At 67.3% G+C, this 22,993-nt stretch carries 20 protein-coding genes; 14 read left to right on the forward strand and 6 right to left on the reverse strand.

Annotated elements, in window-relative coordinates; genetic code table 11:
• Window positions 1–155: 155 nt before the first annotated feature.
• The 4 genes from ACMGG8_RS15955 to ACMGG8_RS15970 all read right to left on the reverse strand — a co-directional run bounded on the left by ACMGG8_RS15955 (window position 156) and on the right by ACMGG8_RS15970 (window position 5,046).
• Window positions 156–1,196 carry an FUSC family protein gene (locus ACMGG8_RS15955; RefSeq protein WP_414159942.1) on the reverse strand — a complete coding sequence of 347 codons (1,041 nt, stop codon included), beginning with the start codon at window positions 1,194–1,196 and terminating at the stop codon, window positions 156–158.
• 122 nt (window positions 1,197–1,318) lie between these two features.
• Window positions 1,319–2,944, reverse strand: a complete 1,626-nt coding sequence (locus tag ACMGG8_RS15960) for an NADP-dependent glyceraldehyde-3-phosphate dehydrogenase (protein WP_414157889.1) — start codon at window positions 2,942–2,944, stop codon at window positions 1,319–1,321.
• A gap of 140 nt (window positions 2,945–3,084) precedes the next feature.
• A complete protein-coding gene (locus ACMGG8_RS15965; RefSeq protein WP_060840017.1) occupies window positions 3,085–4,122 on the reverse strand; it encodes an AraC family transcriptional regulator in 1,038 nt (345 codons plus the stop codon).
• Between the two features lie 9 nt (window positions 4,123–4,131).
• Window positions 4,132–5,046: a GGDEF domain-containing protein gene (locus ACMGG8_RS15970; RefSeq protein WP_108545630.1), complete on the reverse strand. Its 915-nt coding sequence runs from the start codon at window positions 5,044–5,046 to the stop codon at window positions 4,132–4,134.
• Window positions 5,047–5,489: 443 nt separating this feature from the next.
• On the opposite strand from ACMGG8_RS15970, the gene ACMGG8_RS15975 reads away from it, so the two are divergent.
• From ACMGG8_RS15975 to ACMGG8_RS16005, 7 genes are all read left to right on the forward strand, one after another.
• Window positions 5,490–8,012, forward strand: coding sequence for a TonB-dependent receptor (locus ACMGG8_RS15975; protein ID WP_414157890.1), 2,523 nt, complete (start codon window positions 5,490–5,492; stop codon window positions 8,010–8,012).
• A 39-nt stretch (window positions 8,013–8,051) separates the two neighbouring features.
• Window positions 8,052–9,974 (forward strand): phytase, encoded by a 1,923-nt coding sequence (locus ACMGG8_RS15980; RefSeq protein WP_414157891.1) that lies wholly within the window; start codon window positions 8,052–8,054, stop codon window positions 9,972–9,974.
• 91 nt (window positions 9,975–10,065) lie between these two features.
• The gene (tolQ, locus tag ACMGG8_RS15985; RefSeq protein WP_414157892.1) at window positions 10,066–10,776 is read left to right on the forward strand and encodes a protein TolQ; all 711 of its coding nucleotides are present in this window, start codon (window positions 10,066–10,068) and stop codon (window positions 10,774–10,776) included.
• Window positions 10,777–10,792: 16 nt separating this feature from the next.
• The gene (tolR, locus tag ACMGG8_RS15990; RefSeq protein ID WP_060840012.1) at window positions 10,793–11,239 is read left to right on the forward strand and encodes a protein TolR; all 447 of its coding nucleotides are present in this window, start codon (window positions 10,793–10,795) and stop codon (window positions 11,237–11,239) included.
• Window positions 11,236–12,048 (forward strand): energy transducer TonB, encoded by an 813-nt coding sequence (locus ACMGG8_RS15995; protein ID WP_414157893.1) that lies wholly within the window; start codon window positions 11,236–11,238, stop codon window positions 12,046–12,048. Before tolR ends, ACMGG8_RS15995 begins: the two co-directional genes overlap by 4 nt.
• Window positions 12,049–12,210: 162 nt before the next feature.
• On the forward strand, window positions 12,211–13,098 hold the full coding sequence (locus tag ACMGG8_RS16000) for a Dyp-type peroxidase (RefSeq protein WP_414157894.1): 888 nt from the start codon (window positions 12,211–12,213) through the stop codon (window positions 13,096–13,098).
• 17 nt (window positions 13,099–13,115) lie between these two features.
• Window positions 13,116–14,084, forward strand: coding sequence for a Gfo/Idh/MocA family protein (locus ACMGG8_RS16005; protein WP_060845153.1), 969 nt, complete (start codon window positions 13,116–13,118; stop codon window positions 14,082–14,084).
• A gap of 61 nt (window positions 14,085–14,145) precedes the next feature.
• On the opposite strand, the gene ACMGG8_RS16010 is transcribed toward ACMGG8_RS16005, so the two are convergent.
• Together ACMGG8_RS16010 and ACMGG8_RS16015 are read right to left on the reverse strand one after the other, a co-directional pair.
• A complete protein-coding gene (locus ACMGG8_RS16010) occupies window positions 14,146–14,502 on the reverse strand; it encodes a type II toxin-antitoxin system RelE/ParE family toxin (protein ID WP_102864839.1) in 357 nt (118 codons plus the stop codon).
• 1 nt (window position 14,503) lies between these two features.
• Window positions 14,504–14,794 carry a type II toxin-antitoxin system ParD family antitoxin gene (locus ACMGG8_RS16015; protein ID WP_207166156.1) on the reverse strand — a complete coding sequence of 97 codons (291 nt, stop codon included), beginning with the start codon at window positions 14,792–14,794 and terminating at the stop codon, window positions 14,504–14,506.
• Window positions 14,795–14,974: 180 nt separating this feature from the next.
• Between ACMGG8_RS16015 and lexA the strand changes: the two genes are divergently transcribed.
• From lexA to ACMGG8_RS16050, 7 genes are all read left to right on the forward strand, one after another.
• Window positions 14,975–15,592 (forward strand): transcriptional repressor LexA, encoded by a 618-nt coding sequence (lexA, locus tag ACMGG8_RS16020; RefSeq protein ID WP_129405735.1) that lies wholly within the window; start codon window positions 14,975–14,977, stop codon window positions 15,590–15,592.
• Window positions 15,592–16,209 carry a translesion DNA synthesis-associated protein ImuA gene (gene imuA, locus ACMGG8_RS16025; RefSeq protein WP_060840004.1) on the forward strand — a complete coding sequence of 206 codons (618 nt, stop codon included), beginning with the start codon at window positions 15,592–15,594 and terminating at the stop codon, window positions 16,207–16,209. Before lexA ends, imuA begins: the two co-directional genes overlap by 1 nt.
• 7 nt (window positions 16,210–16,216) lie before the next feature.
• Window positions 16,217–17,632, forward strand: a complete 1,416-nt coding sequence (locus tag ACMGG8_RS16030) for a Y-family DNA polymerase (RefSeq protein ID WP_414157895.1) — start codon at window positions 16,217–16,219, stop codon at window positions 17,630–17,632.
• On the forward strand, window positions 17,629–20,709 hold the full coding sequence (locus tag ACMGG8_RS16035) for an error-prone DNA polymerase (RefSeq protein ID WP_414157896.1): 3,081 nt from the start codon (window positions 17,629–17,631) through the stop codon (window positions 20,707–20,709). Before ACMGG8_RS16030 ends, ACMGG8_RS16035 begins: the two co-directional genes overlap by 4 nt.
• Window positions 20,710–21,216: 507 nt before the next feature.
• A complete protein-coding gene (locus ACMGG8_RS16040; RefSeq protein ID WP_162492856.1) occupies window positions 21,217–21,876 on the forward strand; it encodes a CsgG/HfaB family protein in 660 nt (219 codons plus the stop codon).
• 28 nt (window positions 21,877–21,904) lie between these two features.
• Window positions 21,905–22,276 carry a DUF4810 domain-containing protein gene (locus tag ACMGG8_RS16045; RefSeq protein ID WP_129405732.1) on the forward strand — a complete coding sequence of 124 codons (372 nt, stop codon included), beginning with the start codon at window positions 21,905–21,907 and terminating at the stop codon, window positions 22,274–22,276.
• Window positions 22,273–22,932, forward strand: coding sequence for a DUF799 domain-containing protein (locus ACMGG8_RS16050; protein WP_060839999.1), 660 nt, complete (start codon window positions 22,273–22,275; stop codon window positions 22,930–22,932). The genes ACMGG8_RS16045 and ACMGG8_RS16050 overlap by 4 nt, the downstream gene beginning before the upstream one ends.
• Window positions 22,933–22,993 lie beyond the last annotated feature (61 nt).

Genomic DNA, 22,993 nt, shown 5'->3' on the forward strand with positions numbered 1-22,993 from the left:
GACGAAGGTCAGGCAAGGCGAAAACGGTCGAGGAACGGCCGGGGTCGCGTTCGACTTTACGGGTTGTCAATGAGCATTCCGATCGGACTCGCGCACGAGACCGTTTTCAACGCAGCATCACCGAGTATCAAGGCTTCTCGTACAAAGCCTAGGGCCTAGATCTTCCAATGCTGGGCGCTCTTGCCCAGGCGCTGGCGCATCTCGCCCAGGGTCGCCGCCAGCTGCCGGGTGAGCAGTCGATAGCCGTCCAGGGCCGAATACACCGGCGCTTCCAGGGCGTTCTCGGGGCTGCCTTCCACGGCTTTTTCCAGGCGCTGGGTAACCCCCGATTGCAGGGCCCGGGCCATGCCGATCAGCTGTACGCGAATCTGCCGGTGTTCGGCCTTGAGCAGCTGTTGCATCTGCGCCATGGCCTGCCGGTCGCCGGCATCGGGGCGGGTGTTGCCGAGGATCTCCAGGGTGCTGATGCACATCCGCAGATTGCGCTGGATGGCGTCCAGCTCGGTCATGGAAATCCGCACTTCCTTGGACACCGACGGCATCAGCGAACGCAGTTGCAGCATGGCGGCGTTGACCCGGCCCAGGAGCTTGAGGTGTTCGTCGTCGGTCACCGACTGGCCTTGGACGATCCGTCCGTACAGCTGGGCGCAGTCGCGCAGGGCGCTGGCCAGGTTGTAGCGCCAGGAGTACACCGCGTACAGCGGAATGGCGAAGGAAAACGCCAGGGCCAGGGCAATGCCGATGAGGATGTCCACCGCACGCCATAGGCCGTCGCTGACCTGGTTGTCGCCGTGGCCGGCGACGATGAACACGGTGATCGCCGCCAGCAGCGCGGTGTAGCCGCCCTTGCCGATGGCGTGATAGGAAAAGTAGCCGCACACCGCCGACATCCCCAGGTAGGTCAGCCAGGGCTGGCCGAAGTACGCCTGCTGCACCACCAGCACCAGGCCGACCCCGGCGCCCACCAGGGTGCCGATGGCTCGCTCGGCGGCTTTCTTGCCGATGTTGCCGTGGTGCTGCAGGCCGCCGATCACCACCAGCATGGTCACCGAGGCCCATTCGCCGTGGGGCAGGTTGAGGCCGGTGGTCAAGAGGATGGTGGCGATCAGGCCGAGGGCGACCCGCACCGCGTGGATCAGCCGGGCGTGACGGTAGCGCCGGTACGGGTCCAGCACGGGACGCAGCAGGCGGCGCAACAAGGGGGGCAGGGTGAGGCTTGGCAGGAACTTGAACGGGCCCAGGCTGGTTTCTCCCAGTGGCATGAGTGGCAGGATCGGTGGCCGGGACTCGCCGCGTGGCGAGCCCCGGCCAGGCGCTTTTAGAAAATGTAGTCGGTGGTCAGGAAGCTGGAGTCGCGGTTGCGGATGATGTCACTGATCAGCTCCTTGTTGCGCTCCTGGAACTTGGTCGCCACCAGGGTGCGGATCGAGAAGGTGCGCAACGCATCATGCACCGACAGCGTGCCCTCGGCGGAGTTCTTGCGGCCGTTGAAGGGGAAGGTGTCCGGGCCGCGCTGGCACTGGGCGTTGATGTTGATCCGCCCGACCTGGTTGGCGAAGGTGTCCACCAGCCGGCCGATCACCGCCGGGTCGCTGCCGAACAGGCTCAGTTGCTGGCCGAAGTCCGACTCCAGGACGTAGTCGATCACCGTGTCCAGGTCGCGGTAGGGAACGATGGGCACCACCGGGCCGAACTGTTCCTCGTGGTAGACGCGCATCTGCGGGGTCACCGGGTACAGCACCGCCGGGTAGAAGAACGACGCCCGCGACTCGCCGCCATGGGGGTTCACCACCTGGGCGCCGTGGGCCTGGGCATCGGCCACCAGGGTGTGCAGGTAGTCGACCTTGGTGTTTTCCGGCAGCGGCGTCAGGGCCACCCCCGGCTCCCAGGGCATGCCCGGCTTGAGGCCTTTGAGCTTGGCGTTGAACTGTTCGATGAAGCGCTCGACCACGGCTTCGTGGACAAACAGGATCTTCAGCGCGGTGCAGCGCTGGCCGTTGAACGACAGCGCGCCGGTAACGGCCTCGCTGACCGCGTTGTCCAGGTCGGCATCGGGCAGCACGATCCCCGGGTTCTTCGCGTCCAGGCCCAGGGCCGCGCGCAGGCGGTGCGGCCGGGGGTGGAGTTTCTTCAGGTCGCTGGCGGCCTTGTTGGTGCCGATGAAGGCGAAGATGTCGATCTTGCCGCTGGCCATCAGCGCGCTGACGGTCTCGCGGCCGCTGCCGTAGATGACGTTGATCACCCCGGCCGGGAAGCTGTCGCGGAAGGCTTCGAGCAGCGGGCGGATCAGCAGCACGCCGAGCTTGGCCGGCTTGAACACCACGGTGTTGCCCATGATCAGCGCCGGGATCAGGGTGGTGAAGGTTTCGTTCAGCGGGTAGTTGTAGGGGCCCATGCACAGGGCCACGCCCAGGGGCACCCGGCGGATCTGGCCGAGGGTGTCCTGCTCCAGTTCGAAGCGGCTGGAGCGCCGGTCCAGTTCCTTGAGCGCGCCGATGGTGTCGACGATGTAGTCGCAGGTGCGGTCGAACTCTTTCTCCGAGTCCTTGAGGTTCTTGCCGATTTCCCACATCAGCAGCCTGACCACCGCCGTGCGCTGCTCGCGCATGCGCGCCAGGAAGGCTTCCACGTGCTGGATGCGCTCGGCCACGCGCATCGTCGGCCAGGTGCCCTGGCCGCGGTCGTAGGCGCGCACGGCGGCGTCCAGGGCGGTGAGGGCGGTGTCGGCGTCCAGCAGCGGGGTGCTGCCGAGGATCACTTGCCGGTCGCCGTCGGCGCCGCTCAGGTAGATCGGGCTGCGGACCTGGGCCAGGGGGCCGCTCCAGGTGCGCAGTTCACCGTCCACCAGGTAGTCGCGCTGCTCCACCGGGTCGGGCAGGCGATAGGCTTCGGGGATGTCGGCGGCAGCGGGAAACAGGTTGGTGAGGACATTGGCTGTGGTCATGACTCTACCCCGTGTTGGAAATGGCGGCGGCGCGGATGACAGTGACGCCATCGCTCCCAGGTTTATACGCCTGAATGGGCTGCGCCTTCAGCAGTTTCTGCGGGCGGCGCGCAGGCGGTCACGGTTCGAGATTAAACGTTTCAGCTGCTGCCCAGCAACTGCCGGATCAGGCTCGGGGTGCTGCCGGTCCAGCGCTTGAAGGAGCGGCGGAAATTGGCCGGGTCATTGAAGTTCAGGTACTCGGCCACCGCCTCGTTGCTCCAGCCCCTGATCTGGTACAGGTACAGCGCCACCTGCTTGCGCACCCGGTCCACCTGCTGCTGGTAGCCGCTGTGGTGCTTGCTCAACTTGCGCTTGAGGGTCGCCGGGCTCATGGCGAAGGCCTGGGCGGTCTGTTCCAGGCTCGGCGCATGCCGCACGTTGGCTTGCAGGTAGCGGTCCAGGGCATCGAGAAAACTCCCGGAAAAACCCAGCTGGCGCAGGTGTTCGTCGGCTTCCAGGCGCGCCACCTGGCCGGCGGTGGCCGAGGCCCCGGGCCAGGGCCGGGTCAGGTATTGCCGGGGGATGCGCATCAGGTCCAGGGGCCGCCGGAACTGGGTCTGTTCCCCCAGGTGCACCCAGTACTGCTCGACATAGCGCGGCTCGCCGTGGCTGAAGCTGCATTCCCAGGGCAGGCGCTGGCCGCTGAGCCACTGACTCATGGCCACCAGGGCGGTCATGCTGGCCTCCAGCAGGAAACGCCCGTGCTCGCCGGCGCCGCAGCTGTCCAGCCAGTAGCAGTAGGCATGCTGTTCATCCAGCACCAGGCGCGGGCTGAGCAGGGGGCTGAGCAGGGCCTGCTGCTGCACCAGGGCGTCCAGGGCCTGCTGCAGGTTCTGTGCATGGCGCAGGGCGTGGCTGGCGGCGCCGTAATGCCCGGGCAGCAGGCGCTGGCCGAACAGGAAACTGCTGTCGTCGGCGTCCAGCAGGCGCCGGCTGTTGCCGATCAGCGCCAGGAACTGCTGCGGGCTGAGGCGGGTCTGTCCGGCCAGGATGTCCTCGTGGAACAGCCCGGTGCCGCGCAGCAGGCGGTGGCTGTCGATGTCCCGGGACAGCGCCAGGTCGATCAGTGTCGCCGGTTGATAGTGCCCGGGGATGAACCGGGTATCGCTTTCGTACCAGCAGGTCTTCACGGTCATGACGGCGCCTCAGGCGGTTTTTGCCAGGGGCTGCTTGGCCCGGGCCAGGGCCAGGTTGAGGCGTTTGAGCAGGACCTCCGGGGTTTCCTCCAGGGCCATCACCACCGCGGTGCTGGCCGCCAGGTACAGGCGCTCGCCGTGTTGCCGGGTCTTGTGCGCCAGGCCCTGCACTGCCTGTTGCAGCTCCAGGGCCAGCAGCCGGGCCTGGCTCTCGCCGGTGTTGGGCAAGAGCACCACGAAGCGGTCGCCGGCCAGCCGGCACAGCAGGTCCTGGCGCCGCAGGTTGAGCAGCAGCACATGGCTCAGGGCCTGCAGCACCGCGTCACCTTCGGCGTGGCCGTAGTGCTGGTTGATCGCGGCGAAATGGTCCAGGTCCAGGGCCAGCAACGACAACGGCTGCTGCTGGCGGCGACTGTCCTCCAGGCTGGCGGCCAGCTCGCGCTTGAGGTAGTCGGCGCCGGCCAGGGGCGTGAGCTTGTCGAACTGCCGGTGCTCGCGAAACAGCCGTTCCTTCTTTTCCATCTGCGCGCTGATGGCCAGCTGTTCGCGGTGCCAGTGGTAGATGCCGATGGTCAGCAGGATCATGCCGATGGGCATCGGCCCGGACTCCAGCCAGTGGTCCCAGGTGATGCTGGCGGGCAGGCGGATGAACTCGTCGAGGCTGTCGATCCACCAGGAAAAGAAAATGCAGCTCAGGCCCAGGGCCAGGTAGTTGGTGACCCGGCCGGCGGGGCGGCTCTTGAGCACCAGTGCGAGCCAGACCAGGGCCAGCAGCGCCGAGCCGCCTTCGCCGATGATGTCCAGCCATTGCCACTCGCTGACCGATTTCAGGCTGCCGCAAGCCAGGTGCAGCAACAGCCCGGCATTGGCCGCCAGCAACAGCGCGGCGAGTTTCCAGCGGTGGGGTTTGAGCACGCAGAACATGGCCGCGATCCTTTTTGCCAGGAGTGAGAGGGCGCCAGCACAGCAGATGTTTGTGACGGTGGGGTGACAGCGGAAAAAACCGTCGAGGGGTCGAATCAGCTCAGGGTTCAGGCGTTTTTTTTGCTGGATGGGGCCGCCTCGAGGGCCTCTTCGCGGGCAAGCCCGTTCCTACGGGGCGGCGGGGGCGCCACGGATGTGTAGGAGCCGGCTTGCCGGCGAAGGGGCCCGCAAGACCTGCGCCCGACGGGTGATGGCTTTTGCCGGCAGGCCCGCTCCCGCAGGGGTCAATTCAGCTCATTTGCCGGGGCTAAACCCGGGGAAACGGCTGTTTTGGCGACCTGTCGACCAGGCCTGTCACAGAACCGTCATTCGCCAACCCTAGCGTGCCCTCCCAGTTGCCGGGCCCCTTGCCCGGCGTTGGCGGACTCTTGGGGAGGAACCTCATGTACAAGCGCAGCAGTCCCGGGCTGGTCAGCTTTACCTTGACCGCGCTGGCCATGGCCATCGCCAGTGAACGCTTGAGCGCCGCCGAAACGGCCGCCACCGAGCACGTCCAAGTGGTGGGCCAGGCGGCCAGCATCGATCAGGCGCTCAAGGAACAACGGCGTTCGGACAGCATCCAGAGCGTGGTACACGCCGACGGCGTGGCCCAGTTGCCGGACCAGAACGCCGCCGAAGCGGCGCAGCGCCTGCCGGGCATCAGCATCGAGCGCGACCAGGGCGAAGGGCGCTTTGTCAGCGTCCGCGGCCTGGGCCCGGACCTCAACAGCGTGACCATCAACGGCACCCTGGTGCCGTCCCCGGAAAGCGCGCGCCGCGCCGTGGCCCTGGATGTGCTGCCCTCGGAGCTGGTGCAGTCGCTGTCGGTGATCAAGACCCTGACCCCGGACATGGACGCCAACTCCCTGGGCGGCACCGTGGACGTGAAAAGCCTCTCGGCCTTCGACCACAAGGGCCTGTTCTACAGCGGCAGCAGCGAGGCCAGCTATGACCAGAACACCCGCCAGACCAGCCCGAAATTCTCCGGCGCGGCGAGCAACCGCTTCAGCCTCGGCGACGGCATCGACAACTTCGGCGTGGCCGCGGCCCTGAGCTGGCAGAAGCGCGATTTCGGCTCCGACAACGTCGAGACCGGCGGCGCCTGGGACTTCGAGCGCGGCGCCAGGCTGCAGGAGTTCGAGCAGCGCGACTACGCCATCAGCCGCGAGCGGGCCGGCGGCGGCCTGAACTTCGACTACAAGCCCGACGACAGCAGCAGCTACTACCTGCGTACCCTCTACAGCCGCTACAAGGACAGCGAGACGCGCAACTCCACCAGCATCGAGTTCGCCGACCCGCTGGCGGCCGGGGAGCGCGGCGACGCCGAGGCCAAGCGCAAGCTCAAGCAGCGCGAGGAAACCCAGGAGATCCAGTCCTACGTGTTCGGCGGCGAGCGCCAGTTGGGCCTGTGGACCCTCAGCGGCCAGACCGGCTACAGCCGCTCCAGCGAAGACAGCCCGGCGCATATCGCCGGGGCCACCTTCAAGGGCAACAGCGACTTTTCCGACAGCGGCTTCTACGACAATGGCAAGCCGCGCCCGGTGATCGACTCGGGCTTCTTTGACGCGGCCAACTTCACCCTGGACAAGGTCGACTGGGAAAAGCAGAACACCACCGACACCGAGAAGAACCTGCGCCTGGACCTGGCCCGGGACTATGACCTCAGTGGCTACGCCGCGCAGTTCAAGTTCGGTGGCAAAGTCAGCCGGCGCAACAAGGACAACGACCTGGAAGCCTGGGTCTACAAGGACTTCGACACCCTGGGCTTCACCGACCAGCAGCTCAACCTCGGGCAGTTCCAGAAGGGCCGCGTGGACTATTCCCTGGGCCGCTTCGGCCCGGGCATCAGCGGCAGCGCCATCAAGCAACTGATCGGTGGCCTGAATCCGGCGGCCTTCTACGACGAGGAAGAATCCCGGGTTAACGACTTCAAGATCCGCGAAGACATCAACGCCGGCTACTTCATGAACACCCTGGACATCGACGACTGGCGCTTCATTGCCGGCCTGCGCTACGAGGGCACCGAGTTCGAGGCCAAGGGCACCGGGGTCACCGACGGCGCCTTCACCGCCACCGACACCAAGCGCCGCTACCAGCACTGGCTGCCCGGGCTGCACGCGCGCTACCAGCTGGACAAGAACACCCAACTGCGCGCGGCCTGGACCAAGAGCGTGGTGCGCCCGACCTTTGGCCAGCTGGCCCCGGGCTTTGTCATCGACGGCGACGAGGCGACCTTCGGCAACCCCGACCTCAAGCCCCTGGAGTCGAGCAACCTGGACCTGGGCATCGAGCACTACATGGGCCGCGCCGGCAGCGTCTCGGCCTTCGTGTTCTACAAGGACATCCAGAACTTCGTCTACAACACCGACCTGGCCGGCACCGGCGCCTGGAGCGGGTTCTCCGAGGCGCACACCTTCGCCAACGGCGACAGCGCCAAGCTGTATGGCCTGGAGCTGGCCTACTCGCAGAAGTTCGACTGGCTGCCGGCGCCGTGGAACGGCCTGCTGCTGGGCGCCAACAGCACCTTCAGCCGCTCCAGCGCGAGCATCGAAGGCTTCGACCAGAAGGCCGGGGTCAACCGCAAGCGCGACATCGACCTGCCCAATCAGTCGGACACCGTGGGCAACCTGATGCTCGGCTGGGAAGACGACAAGCTCAGTCTGCGCCTGTCGGCCAACTACAAGTCGGCCTACCTCTATGAGCTGGCCTCGATCGGCGACAAGGCCCACGACCTGCACGTGGACGCCCAGACCTTCGTCGATTTCAGCGCCAAGTATTCCCTGAGCAAGAACCTGCAGTTGAGCTTCGAGGCGCAGAACCTCACCGACCAGCCGTACTTCGTCTACACCGGCAACCGCTCCTACAACGCCCAGTACGAGGAATACGGCCCGACCTACAAGCTCGGCCTGACCTTCACCCATTTCTAAGTACCGGGCCGCTGCCCGACTGCACCTCCAAGGATTGTGATGAGCACTGTATCGATCGCGAAAACCACTCTGCTGGCGCTGTGCATTGGCCTGGCCAGCAGTGCTGCCCAGGCCGCCCCCAGCGTGCCGGGCCTGACCCTCAAACCCTGGGCCGAGCAGACCCCGGGCGTCACCGGGCTGGGCTTCGTGCCCGCCGGCACAGGCGCCGACCGGCTGCTGGCCAGCGAGCGCGAAGGCCTGTTGCTGCTGGATGAACAGGGTCGCCAGTTGGCCCGCTTCAAGGGCTCGTTCAACGGCCTGGACAGCCGCGCCGCCGGCCAGCAACTGCTGGTGGCCAGCCTGGACAACGAACGCCAGCAGGCACTGCTGCTGAGCCTCGACCCGAAGGCCCGGCATTGGGGCCAGCCGCTGTACCTGCCGCCCCGCGACTTCCCGGTCAACGGCCTGTGCCTGTACCGCGACGAGGCCAGCAACCTGTTCCTGTTCCTGGTGGGCGAGGAGGGCAAGGGCGAGCAGTGGCTGGTGGGCCACGGCGCGCAACTGAGCGCCGAGCCGCGACGGGTGCGTGGCCTGCCGCTGCCGCCGGAGGCCAAGTTCTGCCAGGTGGACGACGCCGCCCAGCAACTGCTGGTCAATGAACAGAACGTCGGCTGGTGGGCCTACCCGGCCCACGCCGAAGCCGACACCGCGCGCCAGCCGGTGGCCCTGCGCGCGCCCTTTGGCGAGATCAGGAAAAGCGCCGGGGCCATGGCCCTGGTGCCGGGCGGGGTGTTGGGCCTGGACCCGAAAGCCGCGCAACTGCATCTCTATCAGCAGCAGGAGCAGGGCTGGTCGGCCCAGGCCAGCTTGCCCCTGAGCGGCCTCAAGGAACCGGAAAACATCGCCCTGCGCGCCAGCGCCAAGGGCCTGCAAGTGTTGCTGCGCGATGACGAGGATGGCCGCCTGTACCAGGGCCAGCTGGACTGGCAGGCCCACGCGCCGGCCCTGCCGCCGGTATTGCCCAACGTGCAGGCGGCGGTGCAGAGCGATCCGGTGGGGCGCCAGGGCGATGCCGCCGATGACCCGGCGATCTGGGTCCACCCGCAGCAGCCGTCCCTGAGCCGGGTGCTGGGCACCAACAAGAAGCAGGGCCTGCTGGCCTACGACCTGCAGGGCAAACTGTTGCAGGAACTGGCGGTGGGGCGCCTGAACAACGTCGACGTGCGCCCCAACTTCAAGCTGGGCCAGCAGACCGTGGACCTGGCCGTGGCCAGCAACCGCGACCGCAACAGCCTCAGCCTGTTCGCCATCGACCGTGCCAGCGGCGAGCTGCGCGAGGCCGGGGAGATCCCCACGCCGCTCAAGGCGATCTACGGCCTGTGCCTGTTCCAGCCCGCCAGCGGCGAGATCTATGCGATTGCCAACGACAAGGACGGCACCTTCGTCCAGTACCGCCTGAGTGCGCCGTCCGGCAGTGCCCAGGGCGAGCTGGTGCGCCAGTTCAAGGTGGCCAGCCAGCCCGAGGGCTGCGTCGCCGACGACCAGCGCCAGCGGCTGTTCCTGGGGGAAGAGGACGTCGGGGTCTGGGCCCTGGACGCCCGCCCCGAACAACCGGCGACCCTGCACAGCGTGATCAAGGTCGGCGGCCTGTTGCAGGCCGATGTCGAGGGCCTGGCCCTGTACCAGAGCAACGCCCGCGACTACCTGGTGATTTCCAGCCAGGGCAACGACAGCTACCTGGTGCTGGACGCCGAGCCGCCGTTCGCTTCCCACGGTGCCTTCCGGGTCGGCCTCAACGCCGCGGCGGGGATCGACGGCGCCTCGGAAACCGACGGCCTGGAAGTCACCTCGGCCAACCTCGGCGGGCCCTGGAGCCAGGGCCTGCTGGTGGTCCAGGACGGGCGCAAGCGCATGCCCGAGCAGACCCAGAACTTCAAGTTCGTGCCCTGGGCCGACGTCACCCGGGCCCTGAAACTGCCCTGAGCGGCTGTCATCACCCGGTCATCGGCATGTCATCGAATAGCCCCGCCGGCACGGCTCAGGCCCCGGCGGGCACCCGCGAAGGAGTTTCACCATGCAAGCCACACTCGAACACATGAGCATCTGGGGGCTGATCAGCGATGCCAGCCTGTTGGTCAAGGCGGTGATGCTGACCCTGCTCCTGGCATCCCTGCTCAGCTGGTACCTGATCATCCAGCGCGGCGCTGTGCTGCACGGCCGTGAGCGCCGTTGCAACGCGTTCATCCAGCGCTTTCGCGCCGCCCCCGAACTCTTGCCGCTGTACCGCGAAGTGGCCCGCAAGGCCGACGGCGAAGGCGGCGTGGAGCCGATCTTTGTCGCCGGCTATGAGGAATTCGGCCACCTGCACGGCGCGGCCGGCGGCGCCGCTGAAGGCGTGCTGGAGGGCGTGGAACGGGCCCTGTACGTGGCCATCAGCGAGCAGGAAACCCGCCTGGAAAAGGGCCTGCAGTTTCTTGCCACCGTGGGCTCGGTCAGCCCCTACATCGGCCTGTTCGGCACCGTGTGGGGGATCATGAATTCCTTCCTCGGCCTGTCCCAGGTGCAGCAGGCGACCCTGTCCACCGTGGCCCCGGGCATCGCCGAGGCGCTGATCGCCACCGCCATCGGCCTGTTCGCGGCGATTCCCGCGGTGATCGCCTACAACCGTTTCTCGGCCCGCAGCCAGACCCTGCTGACCCGCTACTACGCCTTTGGCAACGAACTGCAGGTGCGCCTGCACCGCACCTTGCAGGGCACCCCGAGCCACCTGGCCGTGGCCGCCTGAGAGAAGGAGCAAGCCGATGTTAGTCAGGCCGCAACGCAAGCACGGACCCAAGGCGGAAATGAACGTGGTGCCCTACATCGACGTGATGCTGGTGCTGCTGGTGATCTTCATGGTCACCGCGCCGATGCTCACCCAGGGGGTGAAGATCCAATTGCCCAAGGTCGCCAGCCAGGCCCTGGCCACCGACAGCCGCCAGCAGATCCTCACCCTGTCGGTGAAGGCCGAGGGCGGCTACTACTGGAACCTGGGCAGCGAACTCGACACCCGGCACCAGACCGACAGCGCCGTGGACCTGGAGCAGATGCGCGCCAAGGTGGCCCAGGTGATTGCCCAGCGCGGCGACACCCAGGTGTACATCCGTGCTGACCAGGACGCCGCCTACGCCAGCGTGGTGGCGGCCATGGCTGCGTTGCAGCAGGGCGGGGTGCACAACCTGGGGCTGGTGACCGAGGCCCCGCAATGACGGCGATGATCATCCACAGCCCCACAGTGCTGCCCATGGGGCCCGAGGCCTCCGGCTTCTGGCGCAACAGCCTGGCGGCGACCCTGGCCCTGGCCCTGCACGCCGGGGTGCTGGCGGCGCTGGTGCTGGGCTGGTCGGTGGACAAACCGCAGGTCGAGACACCGCCGGTACTGACCACCCAACTGGTGATGCTGGCGCCGCCGGCCGCCCCCGCGGAACCGTTGCCGGCGGTGGCTGAAGTCGCACCACCACCTTCGGCACCTACGGCGCCGCTGGAGCCCCCCAAGCCCCAGGTAGACCCCCAGGTGCAGGCGCAGAAGCTGGAACAGGCGGCCCTGGCGCGCAAGCGTGTGGACGACAAGAAACGTGAGCAGGCGCAGGAGCAGCAACGCCAGCAGCGCGAGCGCCTGGAGGCCGAACAGCGCCAGCGCGACGCCGAGCAACGCCTGGCCCAGGAACAAGCCCAGGCCCAGCGCGCCGAACAGTCGCGGCTGGCCGCCGAGCGCGCGCGCCAGCAGGCGGCCCAGGCCGCCGCCGACAGCCGCCAGTACCAGCCCCTGAGCAAGGAGGCTCCGGACTACCCGCAGCGAGCCCTGGACAAGAACCTGGAAGGCGACTGCACCGTGGAATACAGCGTCAACCCCCAGGGCCGGGTGGAGAACCCCAAGGTCATCGACGGCTGCCACCCGCTGTTCATGCGCCCATCCCTGGCGGCGGTGGCGACCTTCCGCTACCAGCCTCGGCTGATCGACGGTCGGGCGGTGACGGTGCCGGCGGTGCGCAACACCTTTCACTATCGGATCCACTAGGGGCGCCCCGGCTTCGCCCGCCAGCGGCTGCCGGGCGGGCCGGGCAGTCCCTTGGCGCAGGCCGGAGCTGTGCTGTTGCCGCCGGTTGCCAATCCGTTGCGCAACGGCACTGACGCCTGCGTCGCACAGCGGTAAACTCCCCGCCTTTATTCAGGAGTTCCCATGAGTTACTACCAGCCCGGCATCCTCGCTGCACCCGTTCCGTCCCAGGCCCGTCATTTGTTCTTTGCCCTCGAATCCATCGAGGCGTTGCCCCAGGCCCTCGACCAGTTGCAGGCACGGGTGGACGGCGCAACGGCGGTGGCCGGCTTTGGCGCATCGCTGGTCAAGGCCCTGGGCGCTCGGGTGCAAGGGCTCAAGGCGTTCCCGGCGCTGACCGGCGTCGGTGTCGACAACCCTTCGACCCAGCACGCGCTGTGGGTCTGGCTGCACGGTGAGGAGCGCGGCGAACTGATGCACCGCAGCAACGAATTGGCGGCGGCCCTGGCCCCGGCCCTGCGCCTGGTGGCGATGAACGAAACCTTCCGCCACAAGACCGGCCATGACCTCACCGGTTACGAAGATGGCACCGAAAACCCTGAGGATGAAGCCGCCGTGGCCGCCGCACTGGCCGAGGGTGAAGACGGCCTGCGCGGTGGCAGCTTTGCCGCGATCCAGCAGTGGCAGCACGACTTCAAGGGCTTTGCCGCGATGCACCAGCAAGAGCGCGACCACATCATCGGCCGGCGCCTGAGCGACAACGAAGAGCTGGACGACGCGCCGGAGTCGGCCCACGTCAAGCGCACCGCCCAGGAAAGCTTCACCCCGGAGGCCTTCATGGTGCGCCGCTCGATGCCCTGGGTCGAAGGTGAGAACGGCGGCCTGATGTTCCTCGCCTTCGGTCACAGCCTGAACGCCTTCGAAGTCCAGCTGCGGCGCATGAGCGGCCTGGAAGACGGCATCGTCGATGGCCTGTACCGCATGAGCCGGCCGATCACCGGTGGCTACTACTGGTGCCCGCCGCTGCACAACGGCCAGCTCGACCTGCGCGCGTTGCAAGCGGCGAAATGAGCACCGAGGCCGGGCCGCTGCGCATCGTGCGCTGGGGCATGATCGGATGCGGCAGCGTCACCGAGCGCAAGAGCGGCCCGGCCTTCTACAAGGTCCCGGGTTCGGCGCTGGTGGCGGTGATGGGCCGCCGCCCCGAGGCGGTGCGCGACTATGCCCGGCGCCACGGCATTGCCCGTTACTACACCGATGCCCAGGCCCTGATCGATGACCCCGAGGTGGACGCGGTGTACATCGCCACGCCCCCCGACAGCCATTACGCCTACAGCCTGCAAGTGGCTGCCGCCGGCAAGCATTGCTGCGTGGAAAAACCCATGGCCATGCATGCCGGGCAGAGCCGGGCCATGCAGCAGGCGTTCCAGCAGGCCGGGTTGCACCTGTTCGTGGCCTATTACCGGCGTTCCCTGCCGCGCTTTGCCCAGGTGCGGCAATGGCTGGCGGATGGCCGCATCGGTGAGGTCCGGCACCTGCACTGGAGCCTGAGCAAGGCCGCCTCCGAGGCTGACCGCAGCGGCGCGGCCAACTGGCGGACCGACCCACAGATTGCCGGTGGCGGTTACTTCGCCGACCTGGCCAGTCATGGCCTGGACCTGTTCCAGTACCTTGTGGGCGACATCGTCGAGGTGGCCGGCATCAGCCGCCGCCAGGCCGGGCTGTATGCCGCCGAGGACGCGGTCAGCGCCAGCTGGCGCTTCGCCTGCGGGGCACTGGGCAGCGGCGCCTGGAACTTCGTCGCCGACCGCCGGGTGGACCGGGTGGAGATCATCGGCAGCCAGGGGCGCATCACCTTTTCCGTGTTCGACGAGCATCCGCTGCAACTCGACGCCGAAGAGCCCCTGAGCCTGGTCATCGAGCACCCCGAGCACATCCAGTGGCATCACGTGCAGGGCATGAACGCCCATATCCGCGGCGACGCAGTGCACCCGGCCCAGGCCTGCGAGGCGTTGAAGACCGACTGGGTGATGGATCGGATCCTGCAGCGCGGCTGAGCCAATGGCGGCGGTCTTTCGGGCCGCTTCGCCGGCAAGCCGGCTCTGCAGGAGGCACCGATCATTGGGCAGGCAGGTGCAACTGAACCTCCATGGCGTCATGCAGCAACCTGACCACTTCGATTAGGCTGTCATCGATCACTCGATAAAACAGGACATGTCGTGGTTTCTTGACCTGGGCTTGAGGGGGCCTGGAGTGTTGGCGGGAATAGAACAGGTGGTAGCTGCGAAGGCCCGGTGCGATGTCGTCACGCTCTTGGCTGCCAACGTGCTGGGGGTTGCTGGCGAGATCGTGTAGGGCTCGCAGGATCAAGGCCTGATAGCGAACCCGGGCAGCTTCGCCAAAGTGTCTTTGGGAAAACCGCAGTGCGTCGACGATGTCGGTTCGGGCCGCATTGGAAATCCGGTACTGGACCACCTCAGTGTTTCTCTTGATCCGTGGCGACGGCTTCCAGTCCCAGCTCATCCAGGTAGTGCTGCAGGTTTTCTTCCCGCACCTGGCTGAAGCGTCCTTGTTGCAGGTCCGCGATACCGATCGCAGCGGCTTGGCGCAATGCCTCGATTTTCGCGGCTTCCTCGGCAACCCGTTGTTCCAGCAGACGCAAACCTTCGCGCATGACCTCGCTGGCGTTCTGGTAACGACCGGATTTGACCAGGTTGTTGATGAGCTGCTCTTGATGGGCGGTGAGGACAACGTTTCGCGTTGGCATGCCGTGCTCCTGGGCTGGGCGTGTGAGGAAAGGCGTTGGCATATTATGCCAAGTGGTGGGCTGATTCAGCCTTGACGGGCGCCTGACGACAGGCGGTTGCGGGCGTTCATCGGCATCGACGATGGTTTTCTGGCAGGACTGATTGGCGGTTCTTGTCAGATAAATCCGAGAGGAGTACAAATGTACTCCATGACGACTTTATCCCCCCGCCGCAGTGCCATCCTGACCTTTATCCGCGAACGCATCGCCGATCATGGCCAGTCCCCAAGCCTCGCTGAAATCAGCGAGGCGTTCGGTTTCGCCTCGCGCAGCGTGGCGCGCAAGCATGTGCTGGCGCTGACCGAGGCCGGGTTCATTGAGGTCAACCCGCATCAGGCCCGGGGCATTCGCCTGCTCAATCAGCCGCGCCGCCCGGAGCTGCTGGAGATCCCGGTGCTGGGGCGGGTGGCCGCCGGTGCGCCGATCGGTGTCGATGCCGACATACACGGCCAGTTGTGGCTGGACCCGGGGATGTTCTCCCGCACTCCGGATTACCTGCTGCGGGTCCAGGGCGATTCGATGATCGATGACGGCATCCTCGACGGCGATCTGGTGGCGGTGCGCCGCAGCAGCGAGGTGCGCAACGGCCAGACGGTGATCGCCCGCCTGGACGGCGAAGTGACCATCAAGCGTTTCGAGCGCAAGGGCCAGAGCATCCGCCTGCTGCCGCGCAACCCGGCCTATCAGCCGATCGAGGTCAGCGACGACCACGAACTGTTTATCGAAGGTGTGTTCTGCGGTCTGGTGAGGCCAGGCTGATGGGCGCCGTGGTCGCACTGGATACCCTGTTCAATGGCGGACGGGTATGGAAAGGCCGCCCGGCGGCCGCGCCGGCCAGCCTGCAGCCGACGGGGCATGCCGCCCTGGATGCGGTGCTGCCCACCGGCGGCTGGCCGGAGGCGGCGCTGACGGAAATTCTCATCGCCGCCCAGGGCCTGGGGGAGCTGCAGTTGCTGTGGCCGAGCCTGGCGCGGCTGACCGCGGCGGGGGAGCGGGTGGTGCTGGTGGCGCCACCCTTCGTGCCCTATCCCCAGGCCTGGCAGAACGCCGGGGTGGATGTGCGCCAGCTGTCGATCATCCAGGCCGGGGAGCGCGATGCCTTGTGGGCCGCTGAGCAATGCCTGCGTTCCGGCAGTTGCGGCGCGGTGCTGTGCTGGCCGCAACAAGTCGACGACCGCGCCCTGCGGCGCTTGCAGGTGGCGGCGGAAAGCGGCCAGACCCTGGCTTTCGCCTACCGGCCCCTGGACGCCGCGCACAACCCGTCGCCGGCGGCCCTGAGGATCAGCGTGCAGGGCCGCCCCGTGCAGTTGCGGGTACTCAAGTGCCGGGGCGGGCTGGCCCATCCGGCCCCGATTGCCTGGCCCGCCGGGCACTGAGGTTGGCATGCGCTGGGTGTGTATCCTGTTCCCGCAATTGGCGCTGGACGCCGTGCTGCGTCAGCGCGCCGAACCCGAGGCGCCCCTGGCGCTGCTCAGTGGCACCCCACAGCGCCGGGTGATCCAGGCGGTGAATGGCGCCGCCCGCGAGCTGGGCCTGCGCCCGGGGCAGTCCCTGACCGCCGCCCAGGCCCTGACCAAGGCCTTTGCCAGCGCCGAATACGACCCCCGGCAGATCGAGCACTGGCAGCAGTTTCTCGCCGCCTGGGCCTATGGCTTCAGCTCCCAGGTCAGCGTGGCCTACCCCCGTACCCTGGTGCTGGAGATCGAGTCCAGCCTGGGCCTGTTCGGCCCCTGGCCGCAGATGGAAGCGCGTCTGCGCCGGGAGTTGCAGGCCCTGGGCTTTCGCCATCGCATCGTCGCCGCGCCCAACCCGGCGGCGGCCCGGGTCCTGGCCAATGCCTATGACGGCTTGGCAGTGGCCGACGGCGAGGCCCTGGCCAGAGCCCTGGGAGCGATGCCCATCGAGCGCCTGGGGCTGGCCCCGGAGCAGGCCACGGCCCTGTCGCGCATGGGGGTGCGCAGCTTCCAGCAGTTGCGGGAGCTGCCCAGGCCCAGCCTGGCTCGGCGTTTTGACGGCAGCCTGCTCAAGCACCTGGATACCCTGCTCGGCGAGCGTCCGCTGGGGCTGGCGTTCTATCAGCCGCCGGACCGTTTCGACCTGCGCATCGAGCTGAATTTCGATGTGCTGTCCCATCAGGCGCTGCTGTTTCCCCTGCGCCGGCTGACTGCCGATCTGGCGGCCTTTCTCTGTGGCCGCGACAGCGGGGTGCAGCGTTTTGCCCTGCACCTGGAACATGCCGAAGGCGCCGACACCCTGATCCCGGTGGGGCTGCTCAGTGCCGAGCGCGACCCGGCGATGCTGTTTGAACTGGCCCGTGGGCGCCTGGAGCAGATCCAGGTGCCGGCGCCGGTGCGCAACCTGCGGCTGGTGGCCGAGGACCTGCCGCTGTTCGTGCCCCGGCACACGGAACTGTTCGACGAGCGCCCGCAGCAGAACCTGCCCTGGGAGCAGTTGCGCGAACGCCTGCGGGCGCGCCTGGGGGATGACGCGGTGCAGGGCCTGGGGCACCGCGCCGATCATCGACCGGAGCGCAGTTGGCAACCCCGGGCCGACCCGCAGCCGTGTCCGGCCAACCCCGGGCTGCGCCGTCCCGGCTGGCTGTTCAGCGAGGTGCAGCCCTTGAACGAAGGCAGCGTGCGGATTCTCATGGGCCCGGAGCGCATCGAGTCCGGCTGGTGGGACGGCGCCGACGTGCGCCGTGACTACTACCTGATCGAAACCGCGGCCGGCCAGCAGGGCTGGGCCTATCGCCAGGTGGGCGAACCCGGGCCCTTGCTCCTGCAAGGCTGGTTCGCATGAGCGCCTATGCCGAGCTGCACTGCCTGTCCAACTTCAGTTTTCAGCGCGGCGCCTCCAGTGCCGCCGAGTTGTTCCAGCGCGCCACGGCCCTGGGCTACCAGGCCCTGGCGATCACCGATGAGTGCACCCTGGCGGGAATCGTCCGTGCCTGGCAGGCCTCACGCGATACTGGCCTCAAGCTGATCATCGGCAGCGAAATGCAGGTCGAGGACGGCCCGCGCCTGGTGCTGCTGGTGGAGGACCTGGCGGGTTACCAGGGCCTGTGTCGGTTGATCACCCGGGCCCGGCGCCGGGCCGAGAAGGGCAGCTATCGCCTGCTGCGCGAGGACTTCGCCGAACCCTTGCCGGGGCTGCTGGCCCTGTGGCTGACGGACGATGGCCCGGCGACGGACCACAGCCACTGGCTGCGCCAGATATTCCCCGAGCGCCTATGGCTGGCGCTGGAGCTGCATTGTGGCCAGGACGATGCCCGGCACCTGCAACACCGGCTGGCCCTGGCCCGGCAACTGGGGCTGCCGGCCGTGGCCTGTGGCGATGTGCACATGCACGTGCGCGGGCGCCGGGCCTTGCAGGACACCATGACCGCGATCCGCCATCACCTGCCGGTGGCCGAGGCCGGGCAGCGGCTGTTCGCCAACGGCGAGCGTCACCTGCGCCCCATCGAGGTGCTGCAAGGCCTGTACCCGCAGGCCTTGCTCGACGAATCGCTGGCCATCGCCGGACGCTGCGCTTTCGACCTCGGCCAGTTGCGCTACCAATACCCCCGGGAGCTGGTGCCCGACGGCCATGACGCCGGCTCCTGGCTGCGGGTGCTGACCCAGCGCGGCATTCTGCGGCGCTGGCCCGGCGGGGCCCGGGCCGAGGTGCTGCAGCAGATCGAACATGAGCTGACGTTGATCAGCGACCTGGGCTACGAGAGCTACTTTCTTACCGTGCACGACATCGTCGATTTTGCCCGGCGCCAGCACATTCTCTGCCAGGGCCGGGGGTCGGCGGCCAACTCGGTGGTGTGTTTCGTCCTCGGCATCACCGAGATCGACCCGGACCGCTCGACCCTGCTGTTCGAGCGCTTTTTGTCGCGGGAACGCAACGAGCCGCCGGACATCGACGTCGACTTCGAACACGAGCGCCGCGAAGAGGTGCTGCAGTACGTGTTCCAGCGTTACGGCCGGCACCGCGCGGCGCTGACCGCGGTGGTCAGCACCTACCACGGCGCCGGGGCGGTGCGCGATGTGGCCAAGGCCCTGGGCTTGCCGCCGGATCAGGTCAACGCCCTGGCCGACTGCTGCGGCCACTGGAGCGATACGCCGCCCAGTGTCGAGCGTCTGCAGGAGGCCGGCTTCGACCCCGAGAGCCCGGTGCTGCGCCGGGTCCTGAGCCTGACCGGGCAGTTGATCGGCTTTCCCCGGCACCTGTCCCAGCACCCCGGCGGCTTCGTGATTTCCGAGCAACCCCTGGACCATCTGGTGCCGGTGGAGAACGCGAGCATGGCCGAGCGCACGGTGATCCAGTGGGACAAGGACGACCTGGACATGGTCGGCCTGCTCAAGGTGGACATCCTTGCCCTGGGCATGCTCAGTGCCATCCGCCGTTGCTTCGACCTGATCCACGGCTACCGCGGCCAGCGCTACAGCCTCACCAGCATTCCGGCCGAAGACCCGGCCACTTACCAGATGATCGGTCGCGCCGACACCATTGGTGTGTTCCAGATCGAGTCGCGGGCGCAGATGTCGATGCTGCCCCGGCTCAAGCCGCAGAACTTCTATGACCTGGTGATCGAGGTGGCCATCGTCCGCCCCGGGCCGATCCAGGGCGGCATGGTCCATCCCTACCTGCGTCGGCGTAACCGTGAAGAGCCGGAGACGTACCCGTCGCCGAAGTTGGAAGCGGTGCTCAAGCGAACTCTGGGCGTGCCGCTGTTTCAGGAACAGGTGATGCAGATCGCCATTGTCGCCGCCGACTACACCCCGGGCGAGGCCGACCAGTTGCGCCGTTCCATGGCCGCCTGGAAGCGCCACGGCGGCCTGGAGCCGCACCGCGAACGGCTGCGCCAGGGCATGCGCAAGAACGGCTACAGCGACGAGTTCGCGGCGCAGATCTTCGAGCAGATCAAGGGCTTTGGCAGCTACGGCTTTCCCGAGTCCCATGCCGCCAGCTTTGCCTTGCTGACCTACGCCAGCTGCTGGCTCAAGTGCCATGAGCCGGCGGCCTTCGCCTGCGCCCTGATCAACAGCTGGCCCATGGGCTTCTACAGCCCGGACCAGATCCTCCAGGATGCCCGGCGCCACGGTTTGCAGATTTTGCCGGTGGAGGTGAGCGCCAGTGACTGGGACTGCAGCCTGGACGCTGGACAGGGCCTGTCCGGGCAGCCGGCCCTGCGCCTGGGGCTGCGCATGATCAAGGGCTTTCGCCAGGAGGACGGCCAACGCATCGAGAGCGCACGCCGGCAGCGGGGCTTTGTCGATATTGCCGACCTGGCCGAGCGGGCCCGGCTGGATGTCCGGGCCCAGGAGCTGCTGGCGGACGCCGGCGCCCTGCGGGCGCTGGCCGGGGATCGCTACCGGGCACGCTGGGAAGTGGCCGGGGTGGAGAAGCAACTGGGGCTGTTCGCCGATTTGCCACGCCAGGAGGAGGCCCCGGTGAACCTGCCCCGGCCGAGTGTCGGTGAAGACCTGCAGGCCGATTACCACAGCCTTGGCACCACCCTGGGGCCCCATCCTCTGGCGTTGCTGCGCGCGCAGCTCAAGGCCCGGCGCTGCCGCAGTTCCCGCGAGTTGCTGGCGGTGGAGCACGGGCGTTCGGTGAGCGTGGCCGGGCTGGTCACCGGGCGCCAGCGCCCGGGCACCGCCAGCGGCGTGACCTTCGTCACCCTGGAAGACGAGTTCGGCAACGTCAACGTGGTGGTCTGGCGCGATCTGGCCGAGCGCCAGCGCCGGGTGCTGGTGGGGGCGCAGTTGCTCAAGGTCGACGGCACCCTGGAGACCGAGGGCGAAGTGCGCCACCTGATTGCCGGACGCCTGACGGATCTGAGCCCGTTGCTGGCTGGCATCAGCGTGCGCAGTCGGGACTTTCGCTGACTGCCGCCGAGCCTCTGGCGGTTTCAGGACTTTGCGTCTCCTGCGTCGGAATGCCGCCCAAGCCGTTCGCAGCCTGCGGCAGCAGCTACAAAAGCCTGGCTCGGCACTGGCCTGTAGCCGCTGCCGAGCCCTGGCGAGGCTGCGCAAAGGCCCGAAGGGCCTTGCTTGGCGATCTGCTGCCGAGCCTCTGGCGGTCTCAGGACTTTTGCGTCTCCTGCGGAGCCGTTCGCAGCCTGCGGCAGCGGCTACACAGCTCTCGGCCCCGAGGCTTTGCGAGCGGAGACAGGTGGACGCTGATGATTTTTTATTCCTTTTCGGCATGGTGGCGCTTTGGCATAATCGCCGCCGATGATGCCCCCTGCATCAAGTTTCAGAACGTCCCGCCGATGCTTTTCCAGCCCCCACAGACTGGGGCCAGAGGCTTACGGCAGGGCGAAAGTGCATCGAGACGGTGCACCCAAATGGATACTCAAAAAGGAACCTAGAGTGAGAGTGATCTCGAAGTTGATGTTGTCCGGCGCAGCACTGGCGGTGCTGACGGGCATGAGCGGTTGTGCCACTGAAAGCTCCCGCGCCTTGCCGGTGGAGAAGGTCCAGAGCGCCAGCCAGGTGTGGACCGGGGCCCGGGTGCCGATGGCGGTGGGCAAGTTCGATAACCGCTCCAGCTACATGCGCGGGATTTTCTCCGACGGCGTCGACCGCCTCGGCGGCCAGGCCAAGACCATCCTCATCACCCACCTGCAGCAGACCAACCGGTTCAACGTGCTGGATCGCGACAACATGGGCGAGATCCAGCAGGAAGCGGCGATCAAGGGCCAGGCGCAGAAGCTCAAGGGCGCGGATTTCGTGGTCACCGGCGACGTCACCGAGTTCGGCCGCAAGGAAACCGGCGACCATCAGCTGTTCGGCATTCTCGGCCGCGGCAAGACCCAGGTGGCCTACGCCAAGGTGGCGTTGAACATCGTCAATATCAGCACCTCCGAAGTGGTCTATTCGACCCAGGGTGCCGGCGAGTACGCCCTGTCCAACCGTGAAGTGATCGGCTTCGGTGGCACCGCTTCCTACGACTCGACCCTCAACGGCAAGGTGCTGGACCTGGCCATGCGCGAGGCGGTCAACCGCATGGTCGAAGCCATCGATGCCGGGGCCTGGAAACCCGGCCGCTGATCAATACTGCTAACAGGGAGATGTAAGCATGTTCAAGACCTTCACCGTGCGGCCACTGCTGGCCGGCGCCTTGCTGGGCAGCGTTTTGCTGGCCGGCTGCAGCGGGCCGAAGACGCTGTACCAGTGGGAAACCTACCAGGCCCAGACCTACGAATATTTCAAGGGCGAGGAAGCCCGCGAGGCCCAGGTCGAGGCGCTGGAGCGTGACCTGCAGAAGATCAAGTCCACCGGCAAGGCCGTGCCGCCGGGTTACCACGCGCACCTGGGCATGCTCTACGCGGGCCTGGGCAAGGATGACCAGATGGTGCAGCAGTTCAATACCGAGAAGGCGCTGTTCCCCGAGTCCGCCTCGTACATGGACTTTCTGTTGAAGAACGCCAAGCAGGGAGCCGCTAAATGAACTTCACCACCTTGCGCAACCTCCTGGGTCTGTTGAGCGTCAGCCTGCTGGTGGGCTGCGCCGCGCCCAAGACCGTGGACTACTCGGCCTACAAGCAGGCCCGGCCGAAGTCGATCCTGGTGCTGCCGCCGCTCAATGAATCGCCGGACGTCAAGGCCACCTACAGCATGCTGTCCCAGGTGACCTTTCCCCTGGCCGAAGCCGGTTACTACGTGATGCCGATTGCCGTGGTGGATGAAACCTTCCGCCACAACGGCCTGACCAACCCGGCGGACATCCATGGCCTGTCGCCGGCCAAGCTCAACGAGATCTTCGGCGCCGACGCCGGGCTGTACATCACGGTCAAGGAGTACGGCACCAGCTACATGCTGATCAGCAGCGAGACGGTGGTCACCGCCAGCGCCACCCTGGTCGATCTCAAGACCGGCACCACCTTGTGGACCGGCAGCGCCCGGGCTTCCAGCGAGGAAGGCAACAACGGCAACAACGGTGGCCTGGTGGGCATGCTGATCACCGCCGCGGTGAAGCAGATCATCAACACCACCACCGACGCCGGGCACCCGATCGCCGGCATCACCAGCCAGCGCCTGCTGTCGGCCGGGCAACGCACCGGCCTGCTGTACGGTCCGCGCTCGCCGAAATACGGCACCGACTGAGGTCCTGGCGGGCGGGCAATCCGCCTGTGGCCGGGAGGGCGCCTGCGGGCGTCCTCCCGGA

The sequence above is a fragment of the Pseudomonas sp. BNK-45 genome (genome assembly GCF_047456255.1).
Classification (GTDB): Bacteria; Pseudomonadota; Gammaproteobacteria; order Pseudomonadales; family Pseudomonadaceae; genus Aquipseudomonas.